Origin of the sequence: Paenibacillus sp. 1182, from assembly GCF_017833915.1 — a bacterium.
GTDB classification, from domain to species: Bacteria; Bacillota; Bacilli; order Paenibacillales; family Paenibacillaceae; genus Paenibacillus; species Paenibacillus polymyxa_D.
On sequence record NZ_JAFICR010000014.1, the window covers coordinates 28663 to 43645 of the forward strand.

15 protein-coding genes and 1 pseudogene are annotated in these 14983 nt (G+C 46.6%); 6 read left to right on the forward strand and 10 right to left on the reverse strand.

What is annotated here, in order from left to right; all coding sequences use genetic code 11:
• Positions 1 to 91: 91 nt before the first annotated feature.
• Positions 92 to 259: pseudogene (locus JOD82_RS29810) on the forward strand (hypothetical protein); the annotation flags it as partial.
• A gap of 86 nt (positions 260 to 345) precedes the next feature.
• Here JOD82_RS29810 and JOD82_RS23625 read toward each other — a convergent pair.
• Positions 346 to 1206, reverse strand: a complete 861-nt coding sequence (locus JOD82_RS23625) for a TrmB family transcriptional regulator (RefSeq protein ID WP_029516112.1) — start codon at positions 1204 to 1206, stop codon at positions 346 to 348.
• Between the two features lie 154 nt (positions 1207 to 1360).
• On the opposite strand from JOD82_RS23625, the gene JOD82_RS23630 reads away from it, so the two are divergent.
• Entirely contained in the window at positions 1361 to 2263 is a 903-nt protein-coding gene (locus tag JOD82_RS23630) for a DMT family transporter (RefSeq protein ID WP_039269437.1), read from the forward strand.
• 116 nt (positions 2264 to 2379) lie between these two features.
• Here the strand turns inward: JOD82_RS23630 and JOD82_RS23635 are convergent, their stop codons facing one another.
• Complete coding sequence (locus JOD82_RS23635; protein WP_023987319.1) at positions 2380 to 2559, reverse strand: aspartyl-phosphate phosphatase Spo0E family protein; 180 nt, start codon at positions 2557 to 2559, stop codon at positions 2380 to 2382.
• Between the two features lie 150 nt (positions 2560 to 2709).
• Positions 2710 to 3942, reverse strand: coding sequence for an MFS transporter (locus tag JOD82_RS23640; protein ID WP_209950034.1), 1233 nt, complete (start codon positions 3940 to 3942; stop codon positions 2710 to 2712).
• Positions 3943 to 4073: 131 nt separating this feature from the next.
• Between JOD82_RS23640 and JOD82_RS23645 the strand changes: the two genes are divergently transcribed.
• The gene (locus tag JOD82_RS23645) at positions 4074 to 4331 is read left to right on the forward strand and encodes a YqkE family protein (protein WP_029516109.1); all 258 of its coding nucleotides are present in this window, start codon (positions 4074 to 4076) and stop codon (positions 4329 to 4331) included.
• A gap of 330 nt (positions 4332 to 4661) precedes the next feature.
• Positions 4662 to 5339: a peptidylprolyl isomerase gene (locus tag JOD82_RS23650; RefSeq protein ID WP_029516108.1), complete on the forward strand. Its 678-nt coding sequence runs from the start codon at positions 4662 to 4664 to the stop codon at positions 5337 to 5339.
• 226 nt (positions 5340 to 5565) lie between these two features.
• On the opposite strand, the gene JOD82_RS23655 is transcribed toward JOD82_RS23650, so the two are convergent.
• Both JOD82_RS23655 and JOD82_RS23660 read right to left on the reverse strand, forming a co-directional pair.
• On the reverse strand, positions 5566 to 6237 hold the full coding sequence (locus JOD82_RS23655) for an MgtC/SapB family protein (RefSeq protein ID WP_165144485.1): 672 nt from the start codon (positions 6235 to 6237) through the stop codon (positions 5566 to 5568).
• Between the two features lie 120 nt (positions 6238 to 6357).
• Positions 6358 to 7731 (reverse strand): N-acyl-D-glucosamine 2-epimerase, encoded by a 1374-nt coding sequence (locus tag JOD82_RS23660; protein WP_209950077.1) that lies wholly within the window; start codon positions 7729 to 7731, stop codon positions 6358 to 6360.
• A 259-nt stretch (positions 7732 to 7990) separates the two neighbouring features.
• Here JOD82_RS23660 and JOD82_RS23665 point away from each other — a divergent pair, with 259 nt between their 5' ends.
• Positions 7991 to 8782: an SDR family oxidoreductase gene (locus JOD82_RS23665; RefSeq protein ID WP_209950035.1), complete on the forward strand. Its 792-nt coding sequence runs from the start codon at positions 7991 to 7993 to the stop codon at positions 8780 to 8782.
• A gap of 126 nt (positions 8783 to 8908) precedes the next feature.
• On the opposite strand, the gene JOD82_RS23670 is transcribed toward JOD82_RS23665, so the two are convergent.
• On the reverse strand, positions 8909 to 9691 hold the full coding sequence (locus JOD82_RS23670; RefSeq protein ID WP_209950036.1) for a YwaF family protein: 783 nt from the start codon (positions 9689 to 9691) through the stop codon (positions 8909 to 8911).
• Between the two features lie 140 nt (positions 9692 to 9831).
• Here JOD82_RS23670 and JOD82_RS23675 point away from each other — a divergent pair, with 140 nt between their 5' ends.
• Complete coding sequence (locus tag JOD82_RS23675; RefSeq protein WP_013309048.1) at positions 9832 to 10044, forward strand: hypothetical protein; 213 nt, start codon at positions 9832 to 9834, stop codon at positions 10042 to 10044.
• 94 nt (positions 10045 to 10138) lie between these two features.
• Here the strand turns inward: JOD82_RS23675 and JOD82_RS23680 are convergent, their stop codons facing one another.
• The 4 genes from JOD82_RS23680 to JOD82_RS23695 form a co-directional block, all read right to left on the reverse strand.
• Entirely contained in the window at positions 10139 to 11410 is a 1272-nt protein-coding gene (locus tag JOD82_RS23680) for a methyl-accepting chemotaxis protein (protein ID WP_029516103.1), read from the reverse strand.
• Positions 11411 to 11672: 262 nt separating this feature from the next.
• Positions 11673 to 13013, reverse strand: coding sequence for a hemolysin family protein (locus tag JOD82_RS23685; protein WP_209950037.1), 1341 nt, complete (start codon positions 13011 to 13013; stop codon positions 11673 to 11675).
• 141 nt (positions 13014 to 13154) lie between these two features.
• On the reverse strand, positions 13155 to 13814 hold the full coding sequence (locus JOD82_RS23690; protein ID WP_209950038.1) for an SGNH/GDSL hydrolase family protein: 660 nt from the start codon (positions 13812 to 13814) through the stop codon (positions 13155 to 13157).
• Positions 13815 to 13982: 168 nt separating this feature from the next.
• Positions 13983 to 14900: a PD-(D/E)XK nuclease family protein gene (locus JOD82_RS23695; protein ID WP_209950039.1), complete on the reverse strand. Its 918-nt coding sequence runs from the start codon at positions 14898 to 14900 to the stop codon at positions 13983 to 13985.
• Between the last annotated feature and the right edge of the window lie 83 nt (positions 14901 to 14983).

Below are 14983 nucleotides of genomic sequence, written 5' to 3' on the forward strand. Positions count from 1 at the left end.
TTTATGCCTAAATCTTGAATAAAAAGAATACTTACATGGTCATAATCCTAAAAAACATCATAGGAGCGTTCAGAGTGGGGAACAAAAATGAGAGAAAGTAAACACGATTGACTTGCAAGGTAGTGATACGAATGCAGTTAGTTTCACAGTTCCCGCAGATGCTAAGTCAGGGAATACGCTTCATATCATTGCAGAAGTACAGGACAATGGAAAACATCCTTTAAAGCATTATCAACGTGTGATTGTAACCGTAAAATAATAGAACACAACATCCAATAAAATTAGGCTCATGGAATAACACTCCATGGGCCTGTTTATTTTTGCACATCGGACCTCAGACAATCTCTATACACGTTTCATGCTTTTTTCAGTCAAAGGAATATAATATCCTTTGCCATTCGGACCCATAGCAAATTTATTGCGGAGATGGATTAGATTAGGGCCGAATTTCTCTTCTAATTGTTCACGGAACTCATATAGGATTTCCATGATATAAATATCATGAATAATCACTTCCGTAATCGGCATCACCAGACCCGGATGCAACGTCCATGCAGCGCGGCTGTCATCTCCTAGTGAAAGTATGCCAGCTACGACCTCCCGGTCGTCTATGCTAAGTACAATCCACCGCCCCCCAATTTCGGACGTAATCTCTTCACTCATATCATGGCGGTAAACAGTAGCGAAATCAAAGTTAAGCTCCCCATACGCTACAATGATCACTTCAATTCCTTGTTGGGCTACTTGCTCTAAGGCATCTCGGAACACCTCGGCATCCTCTTTCCAAATTTCCAATAAAATTCGGTGTTTAGCTCCTTTTACCCCTTCATTTATACGATTGATAATGGCTTCATACCCCGAAATATTCCAAATATTCTCTCTGTTTTGAAATGATGCCGTGTACTGCTCCAAACTCTCTTGCGCCACATTGAAAATCTGCTCTGCTTTGCGTTTTCTCTGGGCAATCAATTCATGTGGCGGAAGCGGCACATACAGAGGCGTATTTTCTTGACTGACCATGATGTCCCCACGGTTGACCATTCCAGACAAAACCTCGTAAATTTTGGATCTCGGAACCCCGGAATTCAATGAAACGGCGTATCCCGAAAGTGGAGAGCTTTCCAATAAGGTCACATAAGCCTTGGCTTCATATTCACTAAAATTCAAATCCCGTAGAATTTCTAATATATTTGGTTTTGGTTTCATGACGTCTTCTCCTCAATTCGTGTTCATCCTTACTATATCACTTCCCCTTGACAAAAACTGATATACACACTATCTTTTTAGTAACGTTTTTATAGTAGTCACTATAGTAGCAACTATTTTATTTCACAGGGGATTACCTCAGGGAGGATTTAACTTGAACAAAGTCATAGCTCATCACAGCGAAAGCAACAGGATTTACTACGGTTCTACGATCCTGGCCCTATTGATCTGGAGTACATCGTTTATTGCCACCAAAGCAGCCTACACGACGTTCCCCCCTCTTACCTTGGGTCTATCCAGATTTATTATAGCTTCCGTTGTGCTAGGTATCGTTTTGCTGATTAAAAAAGAACATGTCAAAGTAAAGCCAAAAGATTTGGCTACGATTTCGTTTAGTGGTGTTTTGGGAATCACTCTCTATTTTTCAATGGAGAATATAGGGGTTAGCCTGACTACCGCTTCCAACGCAGCATTAATTGTTGCATCATATCCCGCAATTACATCGCTGCTTGAACTTATTTTGTATAAAGTGAAATTATCCAAATATAAAATCTGCGGCATAGCACTGGCCATGATCGGAGTATATTTCTTGACTTCAGTTGGCGAAAGTTCGGATAGTAAGAATCAACTCATCGGAAATTTAATATTGATTGGAACGGGTTTTGCGTGGGCGTTTTACACTTTCATGACGCGTAAGGTTGTGGACAAATATCCACCCGTGACGTTATCTTTTTATCAAACCGTTGCAGGGAGTATCTTTTTTATACCGTTGGCTCTATTAGAAAAGGATCGTTGGCAGGTTCCAACAACAGGATCGTTTATGTTGTTAGTATATCTGGGTGTATTCTGCTCCGTTATCGCGTTTTTGCTTTATAATTACGGATTAATCAAGCTGTCACCGAGCAGTTCCGTTTCTCTGATGAATTTGGTTCCGATATTTGGAGTCTTATTTTCTGTGTTGCTTTTGCAAGAAACGATTACATGGCGCCAAATCATCGGCGGTTTGGTCGTTATTATCGGTGTTTTACTAAGTGCCCATCAAACAAACCGTACCTAAAATGATAGATTGCACACTAGTTAGAAAAGTTAAGACAAGCATCGTTGTTATAATTATCAGCGCTACAATACAAGGGCGAGTGACCTCACCAAAAGTTTCTCGCCCATCGGTTACATTTATGCCGTCGGTTTTTTTTCTTTTATATAAAAAAGGTGGTTATATTGATTGATGAGGTTATCCATAATTACAGACTGTCTGAGCACACTGGCATGATTAAAACCATGTTTTGCTTGCAAAATATACAGCTTTTGACGAGCATTCTCAAGCTGTTGACGCAAAATGTCGTCTCTTATCATAATATATCCCTCCTTGTCATATTATCAGTGTAGAGGGTTATGAATAAGTATACTAAAAGTAAAGGTTTGGGATAATTATCTAATCGCGCAAAAAAAGACCTGCTCTAGGAACCTTAAGCTTATGCCATTAGACAATCTGCTGTCATTCTCCTATCCGGCAGAATGAATATCCTGATCCGTGACGTTCTTCTTGGCTGAAACCGGAAAAACGTTTTTTCCCTTGGCCCATAGCAACAATGCTGCAAGCAGCAATATGCCACCGTTTAACACAAAGATCCAGCGGATTGGCATCCAGCTGCCAAGCATGCCGCCAATCAACGGCCCCGCCATGGTCGCGAGTTGGGTGGCTGATTGATTCAAGCTAAAGGCTCGTCCGCGAAACTCCGGCTTGGTGACCTCCACAGTCATTGCGTTGATAGCAGGCATAACGGACGCATAAAACAATCCATATCCAAACCGAAGCGCACCAAAACCAACGAAGTTGGTTACATAAAATTGTAGGATGTTCCCGATTCCCGAACCGATCAGTCCAATCAGCAGCACATGTGCAAATCCGGTCCGTCCCCCAATCCGTCCCCATTGAGGAGCCATCAACACCGCCGCAATGCCTACGGCTGAGAATACAATCCCGGAACTTAGAGAAGCTTGGCTGCGGTCAACTCCCATCTCAAGCACATATACTGTAATTAACGGTTCCAATATCATAACGGAAAAGGTACTTATCCCGGCCAAAATAAGCAAAAAATACAATGGCCGGTTAGCAATAGCCTCCTTGATATCATCACGAACATGCGAGCGGGTACGGGTTCCCTTGAAGCTGTCCTCTCTAGCGCCAAAGGTCGCAATTAATGCAGATACCAGTACAAGAGCTGCAGAGAAGAAAAAGGCATTCCGATTGCCATAATAATGGCTCACCACACCACCAATCAACGGACCTATAATGCTGCCTGTCGCCCCAGCGGTCGCCATTATACCGAGCGCATAGCCCGTTTTTTCTTCTGGCGAACCCGTTCCGACCAGCGCAATCGCAGCAGGAATAAACCCGGAGAGAAGACCCTGAAACAACCGTACTCCTACGAACACATACGGATCTGTTACAAAAGCACATATCAGGTACAACACCGCCAGGCTAAAGCCTGAACGAATCAGCATCGGCTTACGTCCATATTTATCTGCAAGCGAACCCCAAAATGGGGCAATCAGCGCACTGGCTAGAAAAGTGACTCCAAAGGCAGTCCCCGACCACAGTTCCAAATGATCATTTACGCCCATTTCCGTATTCAGAAAAATAGGTAAAAACGGAATAGACACGGAATAGGCCATGCTGCAAAACAACACTCCAATCCACAAAATGACCAGGTTTCGCTTCCAATATAGATGCATGATGCCACACGTCCCTTCTGCTCATTCCATTATTACCCCCTCAATTAGAAAAGTCTACCGCCCCCCTCATCCTTCCATCGTGGAACAACCGTGAAGAAGCTGATATAATCGAATGGAATGGAGATGATGACATGGCTAAGAAGAGAAATTCGTCTTCCCCTGCTCCTGCGCCTCAGGACAAACCTGCTACGTTAAAGGATCTGTTGAGTCAGGATGTGCTGAATAAACTTAAGGCTCAAGCCAATGAAGCCCAAGCAGAACAGGACAAGCGTAAAGAAGACGAACGGCAGCGTGCCGTCGAAGCAAAAAAAGCTGAACAGAAGAAGCTAGATAACAACTTTGAGCATCTGCTGAATAACAGCAATTTGGACTGGCACAAATACAAATAAGCCAAAACCATAACGGTTTTGGCCTATCTTTACGCTTTATGTTATAGCCAGTCACGAATATGTTGTACTGAGTACAGCACCCCTACCCAAACCGGCAGACTGAACGCCATACCCCATATGAGACCTTTTGCCAGCTTTTTGTCTACCTCCATCATGATCCTGCCCCTTTCCTTGGGAATAGCAGCAGTATGGGTCAAGAATACGGCTTTCAAACCCGTATTTCCTTATCCCCAGCAAAAAAGGTATGATAGAAAATGGAAAAGTGTTCTGCGCTGCCCCCAAACTTTAAATTAGGATGTTACACCATCCAACCTTTCAGGAGGAATATCAATGAACCGAAAAACGATACGCCCATGGTACACGCTGTGCCTACTAGCCATCATGCTCGTGCTGGTTGCTGGATGCGGTACAAAAGCGGCCGATGTGGAAGCTGCCAGCCGGACAAGCACTTCAACTCCTGCTGCGACTAAAGACAAGAACAAGGCTGTTTCCCATCCGATTGTCACGATTGTCATGAATGATGGCAAGAAAATTAAGCTTGAGCTGTATCCGGAAGTAGCACCGAACACGGTTAACAATTTCATTTCTTTGGTACAAAAGGGAGCCTATAACGGCACCATTTTCCACCGTGTGATCCCAGGCTTTATGATTCAGGGTGGTGATCCGCAAGGTAACGGTACAGGTGGCCCCGGCTACAGTATTAAAGGCGAATTCAAGAGCAATGGTGTTAACAATACACTCAAACATACACGTGGCGTATTATCCATGGCCCGCTCAGCGGATCTGGATTCGGCCGGATCGCAATTTTTCATCATGGTTGCCGATGCGGACTACCTCGACGGTCAATATGCCGCTTTCGGTAAAGTAACGTCCGGGCTGGACGTGGTCGATGCTATCGTCAATTCCAAACGGGATAGCAATGACAAACCGATCCAACCGGCTACGATGAAAAAAGTAACTGTGGATACGCTAGGTAAAAAATATCCAGCTCCAGTCAAAGTAAAGTAAGACATTCAAATCACTCTTTCAAAACGGGATAACAGCAACGACCTTGTGCATACGCATGAGGTCGTTTTTGCTTATCCCTTGATGCTCTCTAAGCTGCTGCCTCTATGATGTAGTAAGAGTATATACACAAAAGGAAGCGTTTTCAATCATTATTTTTAAAGTTTTTTTCCGTTATAAGAGCCGCCAGCGTTCGACAAAAAAACTACTGTATGAGCAGTAAATTCGTCTAATTGGACTTGGTCTCGACTGAACGAATACCTTCCATCTCTTGCAGCAGTGACAGCAATTCCTCCACTCCTTCTGACCGGGACAGCTTTAGAAGCATATGAATAACCAACTGTTCACCGTTATTGATGCGCTCGGCGTGAAAACTGTGAATGGTCAGCTTCTTGTGCTCCAACAGTTCTTTGATCCGATTCAGTACGCCCGGTTCATTGTCGACCTGAACAACCACTTGTCGCGTAGACGGGGTAGCCATCTGATAAAACCGACTATGGAGCAAGGACTGAGCCGCTAAAATAAACAACGTCACACCTGCACCAAGCCCATACATTCCTGCACCTACGGCTATACCGATTCCGGCGGTAGTCCAGATGCCTGCGGCTGTGGTCAATCCTTTGATTCTATTTTTTTGTGTGAAAATCATCCCTGCGCCGATAAAGCCGACTCCACTTATAACCTGCGCTGCTATTCTGGAAGGGTCCAGCGACAGGTTAGACCAGACGGCTTGATCCTGAAACCCATATTTGGATACCACCATCATGAGCGCTGCGCCAATACCGACAATGAAATGCGTGCGAATGCCTGCCTCCTTCATCCGACTCTTCCGTTCATAGCCGATTAACGCACCGCACAAGCCAGCGAACATGACCCGAATCAGATAATCCCAATCCCACATACTTTTTTCACTCCACTATTTATTTATGTTTTGAAAAGATGTTGCCTTAATATATACAACTCAATAATGCTACGGCAAATGAGCCGTTTATACAGCTGTTATTTTGTTATTACCCAAATTTTAAGGTATCTTCACTTCATGCTCTGGCAGATTGCGATGTACCTTTCTCCCCTTAAACAGCCACAACTCCGGTGTATCCTGTACACCATCAAGGCGCAAGCTGAACGCCCCCGCTGGTAAATTGCGTATACGCAGCAATAGACGGTTTCCGTCTGCTACGGCATCCACAAGCTCCAACAACGTTAGTGAATCCTTCCTTAGGTGGCGGCTCAGGTCACGTGTTGTACCTGCTCTGTCCTCCCGGCTCCATATACGCAGCTCATCTACAGACGGTGTAGCAATCCGCTTGCTGAAAGAAATAACCACCTCATCTTCAGCTGATCGTTCCGCCTTAAGCGGTTTGGGCGGCTCATCGTACATGTAACCACCCAAATGGTATTCATAGGCGGTCCAGGCGTCGTACCCGCCCTCCAAGGCGGCAGCGCCAAACCGCCGCGTCCACTCACGGTCCCGAACCATACGCGCGAGAGAACCGATATCCGCCTGCACCCCGAGGGGCAGACCCGGATAAGCGGCCCGTATCGACTGCGCGATGCGGGCGTAGCCGTGGGTATACTGCGGCGGCAGACGGCGGCGCATCCAGTCCGGCCAATGGGTCTGGAGTACGTGCATATCCGGGGCGACGCACCCGATCATAGCTACCGCGTCCAGACCCTGCCATTCCCGCAGCTGGCCTGGGACATCGCCGCGTCCGCTCACAGCAAGCGACCATGTCGCCACGCAGATGTCCGGCCGGACATCACGCACACCGCCTGCGCCGTTCACCAGCTCGCTGATCAGGCCGTTCACGGCGTCCACACGCAGATCAACCCACTGCGCGTACAGCTTCGGAACCTTCCGGTAATAATTCCGCGCATGCCTGTCGCTGAAATCAGGAATGTCCTCACCGCTACGCTCGCGAAAGGCACGCTGTGCATGCGGCCCAACATCCCCGTACACTCCACTGCGCAGCCCGTTCCATTCGGGGAAATAAGGCTCCGCCACCTCGAACCCGTCGAACGGAATGTCGGTGACGAGCCGGGCAGCGGCTTTCTTTTTCCATTCCACATACTCCTGAGCAAAATGCGAAAGCCGCTGAAATCCGTCGTTCGGTTCGCGCAGCAGCTCCATGCGCCATTCTTTCCACTCCGGCGGTAGCTGGGACACGCCAAAAGAGCCGTTGCCTAGCACCATTGCCCACACCGCTATGCCTCTGCGTTGAAAAGCAGCAACAAGCGCTCCATCCACTTCATTTTCACGCACGACAAAATAATGAACGGTCTGGTAGCCCGCAAGGGCGATCTCATCTGCTATACTGTCCCGCGAACGGTTGGCGTAATAGGGAAACAACGGATCGATTTGAATACTGGGGCCGCTTAGTGCCCACGGTTTCATTTTTCCGGTCAGTGCTATAGCGTCTGTCGATTCGGGTCGGTTATTTGCGTTATAGCTCAATTCGATCCACCTCCGTCACTCGGTCTTCTCCATACTTGTTCCTGCTATATATTTTTGCTACAAGTTCCTGCTGGTTCGCCTATGTTACCATATTTCGCAAATGGGATAAAATCCAGCTGTGACTGTTTCACCCTCAACGTCCAGAGGTATGGAATAACGAGTCAGGTTTAGTTTATGAACGGAATGGGAGGAATAGTCAATGGCAGAGCAGAGATTGCAAGGAAAGATAGCAGTGGTCAGTGGTGGAGGTTCAGGAATTGGCAAGGCGACCGCGATCCGTTTTGCAGAACAAGGCGCCAAGGTGGTCATGCTGGATCGGACACCCAAGCATGCAGAGGAGACCAAAGCAACCATCGAGCAGGCTGGCGGCGAGGCGCTTGTACTGGAATGTGATATATCCAAGCCGGATATGATTCAGCAGGGGTTCGCTAAAGTCGTGGAAACGTACGGAAAGCTGGATATTGTGTTCGCCAACGCAGGCATTAACGGCACCATGGCCCCTATCGAGACACTGGAACTGGAGGAATGGGACCGCACGATGAACATTAATCTTCGCGGCACCTTTGCTACCGTTAAATATGCCGTCCCTTACCTGAAAGAACGCGGTGGCAGCATTATCATTACCAGCTCCATCAACGGTAATCGAACCTTTTCGGGTATTGGATTCTCAGCCTACGCCTCCACCAAGGCAGCTCAGGTTGCTTTTATGAAAATGGCAGCGCTGGAGCTGGCACGTTACAAAATTCGGGTCAACGCGATATGCCCGGGAGCTATCGACACGCAAATTGACGATAACACGTACCCTTCGGAAGACTTGAAGAAGGTACAAATTCCAGTCGAATTTCCGAAGGGCGGAGAGCATCCGCTAGAGGATGCCCCTGGTGAGCCAGAGCAGGTTGCCAATCTGGTCCTGTTTCTCGCCTCAGACGAGTCATCTCATGTATCGGGTACGGAAATTTATGTAGACGGAGCAGAATCACTACTGCGTTAAGTATTAGAATGGGGAACGTTATACCCATTCGTACAACTGTTTAGGCTTCTAAGCAGCCTTATCCCTAGTCATATACTTGTGGAATAGGCTGCTTTTATATGGCTTTACAACGCCTCTACAACCTCACTATGACGACCTGTCAGCACTATGCACAGTTCCTTTACGCGAGCGGATATACAGCCTGCCTCCCGGAAGCACCTCGAACAACAGCATCAGAAGAGAAAAGAACAGCAGTGCAATGACTTCTTCAGCCACAATATACAGAGGATATGGCCCTAAAAAATCTAATATCGACGGTGTTGACGGCTTTCCGGCCAGAAACATGTAGTTAGCTCCGAGAGCATCGTCTACGATCCACACCATCAGCGCCAAGCCATTCAGAAAAAGCATCACTCCTCCCACACTCTTCCACGTCGGTCGGAGTCCTTCTATCCAGGTCATATACAAGGCTGCCAAAATAATAGCACTATGAGCTACGAAAAAATGGATAAAACGATAATGCGGAAAGGCATATGCCAAATTAGGCGTGAGTACTGCTTGGAGCGCCCCTCCAATTCCGGCAAAAAGGATGATCGGATATAACCAGCGGCTTCGAAAAATGAGCATCAGGATAGACAACAGCAGTGTCACACTACACAGTTCTAATGGCAATGAAGTCTGGACATCCCAAATATGCTGCATCACATACCAAATATTCAGAGTCACCTCTGACAGAATGAGGACTGTAATTAACAACCAGCGAATTCCCTCACTTACAGGCTTGTTCGACCGAATCCATCCCCTAGTCAGCCACAGCAGCAAAGCGCAAACAATGAGTCCCAATACAGCCAACCCATGTGACGGAGAAAAAGCCTCGAACCCTTCTGGCGCGTTGGCATCAAACCAAGGCCCTGACCACGACCTATCCATAGCTAGCCCCCTTTAATCTCTTTCTCGCTTCATTGCCTTCTATTTTATACCCAATAGCCAATTATGTTCTAGCCGCGTTTCTTGCTTGTTCAATACCTTACCTTTATGATAAAAGATATTATATTCAAAGGAGAACCCTCATGGCCATTAATCGCCGATTAATTACAGATCAGGATTTCAATGAGGCACTGGAACGTCATCTTCGTGTCCGAGTATTTCAGGATGACCAATTGATTGGCTCTGGCGGAATCATAATCCGTTTCGACGATCAAACCATCGTCGTGCAATCCAGCGTCAGTGATCTGGCTTACCACCCTAGAAAACAATGTGAGTTTTTTGAAATTAAAAAATAGCCGCTACACACCGGGAAACCATTTTGCTGCGTTTTCCGGTGTATAGCGGCTACATTTTGTTCGTATATATCATGCCTCACATGACGATTTCTGATTATAGTTGCATTCCACGTGTTTTCATCATGAGTTTATTCGTAAGCACTTTCAAATCCTCGGAAGAAGACGAAATTTCCTGCATAATTGCTGTCTCCTCATGAGCAGCTGTATAAATTTTGTGAGCCCCTTCAGAGAAGGCCCCAGACATTTGCTGAATACGATGGATCTGCTCAAAGGTTTGATCTACCCGATTCGTCTGCTCCGTCACGGCCTCTTCCATTAAACGGATGCTCTCGACAAATTCACGTACAATAGCGTTCAAATGGTTCAGCGTCTGATCCACAGAGCTTGTCCGTTCCGCCTCGGCACTGACCAATGACGTTTGCTGATGCATCAACTGCACTGTCTCTACGATTTGTGACTGCACACGGCTAACGATGGCATTTATTTGCTGCACAGACTCCGTACTTTGGGCGGCAAGTGCGCGAATTTGGTGAGCCACTACCGCAAACCCGTTCCCTTCTTCTCCCGCACGCGCCGCTTCTATGGAAGCATTCAACGCCAGCAAATGGGTTTGTTCAGCAATATCCTTCACGGTGCTTGTAATCGCTTCAATTTGGGAAGCTTCTTTTTCCAGTCGTGCAATTACCTGCTGCGAACGACCATGTGATGCTGTCAGCTCTCCCATTCCATCCATCAGGGATGAAAATACGGTCTGCGTCGAATCTACTGAATGCTCCATATGGCCAGACAGTTCCAGCATATGTCCCGATTTGCTACGCATCATTTTAAAATCGCCCAGCATTCGGTCTGCTGTTTTAATCGATTGGGCAGATGCTTGCTTTTGCTGCTCCACGCCATTCAAAATATCTTCTACCACCGAAGACATGGACTCAATTTGTGTGGTAGCCTGTACAATAGCCAAGCTCAGATTTTCCGCACTTTGCGAAGTGGTTCTGGTGCTGTACGAGATCTCATTGAACATATCTTTAATGTTCAGCATCATGTGCCGAAATGCATCATACAGAACTTTGATTTCATCCTCCGAGCGACGTTCAGGAATCACAACAGACAGGTTCCCCGCCGAAGCTTCCTCTGCCGCCTTCGCCAACCTAACAATGGGCCGCGTGAGTAATTTTGAGATCAACCAGCCCAAAATGCCACTCCACAGGACACCCAATAACAGAATGATCGAAGTGTACACCCATTCTTGTGTACCTTGAGCAAGCCAGTCCTTGAGTACAAAAATAAAAAAAGCGCTTGTTCCATAGGTTATTGCAGAAATTGAGACAAATGCAGTAACCATTTTCGTACCTAGTGACATCTTCATGTACTGTAGCCCACCCCAAAAAACTCAAATTTGATTCCATTTTACCATAAAATTGCTACATTTCTAGTAGAATTTTTCACAGACAGATATATTTATGAGCATAAAGATACAGAGCCTTAAGTCCCCTATCCTAATTACAAAAAACAATATATTACCAGGTAGCAGCTTGCATCTTAAAACGGACGAATCGCGCTGTCACAAGCTTTACAGGCCATTCGTCACATCTTAAGCGAGCTGTTACCGACAAAGTCATTTTCCATTATTAAAAATCATTGTCATTTTTCTGTTCAACGACTGCTTTCTTCATCGCTTCAATTGTGTCTATTTGGTGACTGTTTTTTTCCAGTACGGTAAACTCCCATAAACCGATGGTCAGCTTTTCTCCTTGCTGGATATCAAAACGCTCTGAAAGCATCCATCCGCCAATCGTATATACGTCCCCGGCCTCAATATCCGTCTCCAAGCGCCGATTGACATCATGAATGAGCGCCTGTGATTTGAGTATGTAACGATGATCATCTGTTTTTGTAATGAGTGGAGTTAACGCTGCGGGGGTTTCGGTGTCGGTATAGGAAGGAATATCTCCAACAATTTCTTCCATAATATCCTCCAGTGTGACAAGTCCAGATGTTCCACCATATTCGTCCACCAGCACCGCTACTGGAATGCGTCGTTTTTGCATCTGAATCAGCAGATCCCGAGCTTGAACCGTCTCGATAACCTGAAGCACCGGGTGAATATAAGAAGCCAGCGTCGTATTCCCTGTGCTGTGCCCACGTGCCAAATCATGCAGGGCTTCCTTGACGCGAATCATTCCGATAATACGATCCCGGTCTCCATGTTCAGCTACAGGTAGAAAATTATAAACTTTGTCCTCGATCAGCTCCATAAACTCGGCCACTGTTGCCTGGTGGGAGATGGAACGGATGTGGATGCGCGGTACCATAATCTCCTGCGCTGCACGGTCGTCAAAATCAAATACATTGTTCAGATATCGATATTCTGTCGGTGTAATTTCACCACTACGGAAGCCTTCAGATAACGCCAAACGAAGCTCAGCTTCACTGAGTGCTGCATCTTCTTCAGATACCTTTTTCAGCCCGAAGAGACCCGTAATGACACGCGAGGAACGACTGAGCACCCAATTCAGGGGATAGGTCATTTTATAAAATATCGTGATCGGACGGGCAAAAAACAATGCCATGGGTTCAGCAATCTGTATGGCGAATGTTTTCGGTACCAGCTCCCCAATGACCACCTCGAAATAGGTCAAGATCAAAAAAGCCAGCAAAAAGGAGAGCACTCCCGTCAGGCCTGCCGGAATATGAGCCAATACAAACAGGGGGTGTAGCAGATGTTCAACAGTAGATTCCCCTAGCCAGCCTAGCGCCATTGAGGTTAATGTGGTTCCGAGCTGACAAGCAGATAAATACTCGTCCAGCCGAGACAAAATGTTTTTAACGGCTTTTGCATTTTTGTTGCCTTCAGAGGCCAATTGATTGATGCGAGATACCCGCACACGAATGATGGAATACTCCGAGGCCACAAAAAACGCAGTTAATGCGATAAGTAATATAACCAGAATGATATTTATCGTTTCCATAGCCCTCTCTTGCTCCGTTCATAATGAAGCAAGAAGCACCCCCTTTGACATTCATTTTTGGATGGAACCATAACATAAGTAATGATGTCCATAATCGTGTATTACCCAAAAATGACAAGGAGTAGACTATGTATGACCCTGTTAACGAATCGCCAGCGGGCTCCTTTGCACGATATCTATCCATTGATCAGCTATCAACTGATGCCCAACCGCTGTCGGATGAACCCCGTCATGCAGCCAATAGGAAGCGTCCGCCTGGGTAGCGGCTTCGTTCAACATGCTCTGGAGCGGCACAAATACGGCCCCAAATTCGTCCGCAAGCTGACGTACAATACGCTGGTACCCCGTTATTTTTTCTTGCCAAATGTCCCATCGCGCCTCGGTAGCTCCCGTTTTCAAAATAAACGGTTCACACAACACCAGCCCGATATCGGGCATCACTTCACGTGTTTCTTCCAGAAGGTGGCGATAGGCTCGTTCAAATCGGTCCGTCACCCCGGACGGCTCCTGCTCCACGATCCGCCAGGCATCGTTCACCCCGATTAGAATACTGAGCAGATTCGGCTTCAAGCTAAACGTGTCCTCATTCCAGCGTGCATACAAATCCGAAACTCGATCCCCCGAAATTCCCCGGTTCACAAATTCTGGCTGCGTAGTAGTCAAACGGCTCCCCAATGCACCTGCGATCAGATACACATAGCTCTGACCCAGCCAATGGTTCGCATCCTCATTTCGTCCCCTTCCTCCGTCTGTTATAGAATCTCCCTGAAAAAGAATACGTGCATGTTCTGTACTCGTCATCTTCCTAACTTCCTCCTTCACATTTTCCAATAATACCCTTATCATACCTCGCATCATCTAAATTATAAAGCGGTTTCAAAATATAGTAGAATTATAGATTTGCCATATGACCGGATTCACTAGCTTTAATTAGGGTAGGAATCCGGGGGCAAAGGCGATCAAGTCATTTCACACCGCTCGGTACTTACACACCTCGCGAAAATTACAGCCTCCGCACGCTCTGCGGGAAGGCATCGGAGTGAAGAAAGACTCGGGTTTGGGGCGATTATAGTAATCGTCATCGAGACAGGACTTCATTTCATCGATGTATCGTCCGACATTACCAACCACTTTGTCGATATCCTCTTGTGCGGGACGATATACCTCATGCTCTCCTGTCATCAAATACTCCACACGTACCTCGATCTTCTCCAAAGGAAGCTGATAGTGCTCCTGCACATAGGAAGCATACAAAAAAAGTTGGTCGGAAAAATCGCCTTCCTTGCCTGTTTTCCAATCCACGATGACCATGTCTCCATTGTCTCTACGATAGAGCAAATCCATTTTGACATACACTTTCGTCTCATGAAGGAGCATCGTATCCCACTTCTCCACTTCTACAATTCGGGCCTTTCCCTGTTGCAGTTCACGCCAAACCGCGGTACGGTACAAATTGTGTATCACCGCGTGCTGTCGCTCCTTAATAAGGGCGATCCGTTCCGGAAGCACCTCGTCGTCGTAATAAACCTCCGCCAGCATGACGCGATTTTTCGGATCTTGTAGCCATAGCTCACGGTGTAGCGATTCCTTGTAGCTGTTATTCAACATGTTCTTCATAGCTGTCTCGAGGTATGCTGTGCGCGGGATAGCCCCTTTTTCCATCCATCCACGTATGACTGATTCACACATTTGATGCGTAATATTTCCAAATAAAATATATAAGTTGCTCAGTTGCTTAAGCCGATACAACGTAACTTGCTCTTCAGTGCCCTGTGCCGAATTCCAGCCATTATGCGAGCCGTAATAATGATAATAGTATTTGCGTAAGCATTCATCGAACGTTTGAGCCCTCGATTGCGAATAGGACCAGGACGGGTATATAGCCATGACAGGCCCTCCTTCATTAAAACTATCATCTCTTTATTATAACGCAAACCCAAGCTGTATCGGGGATAAAAAGGACGAAGACT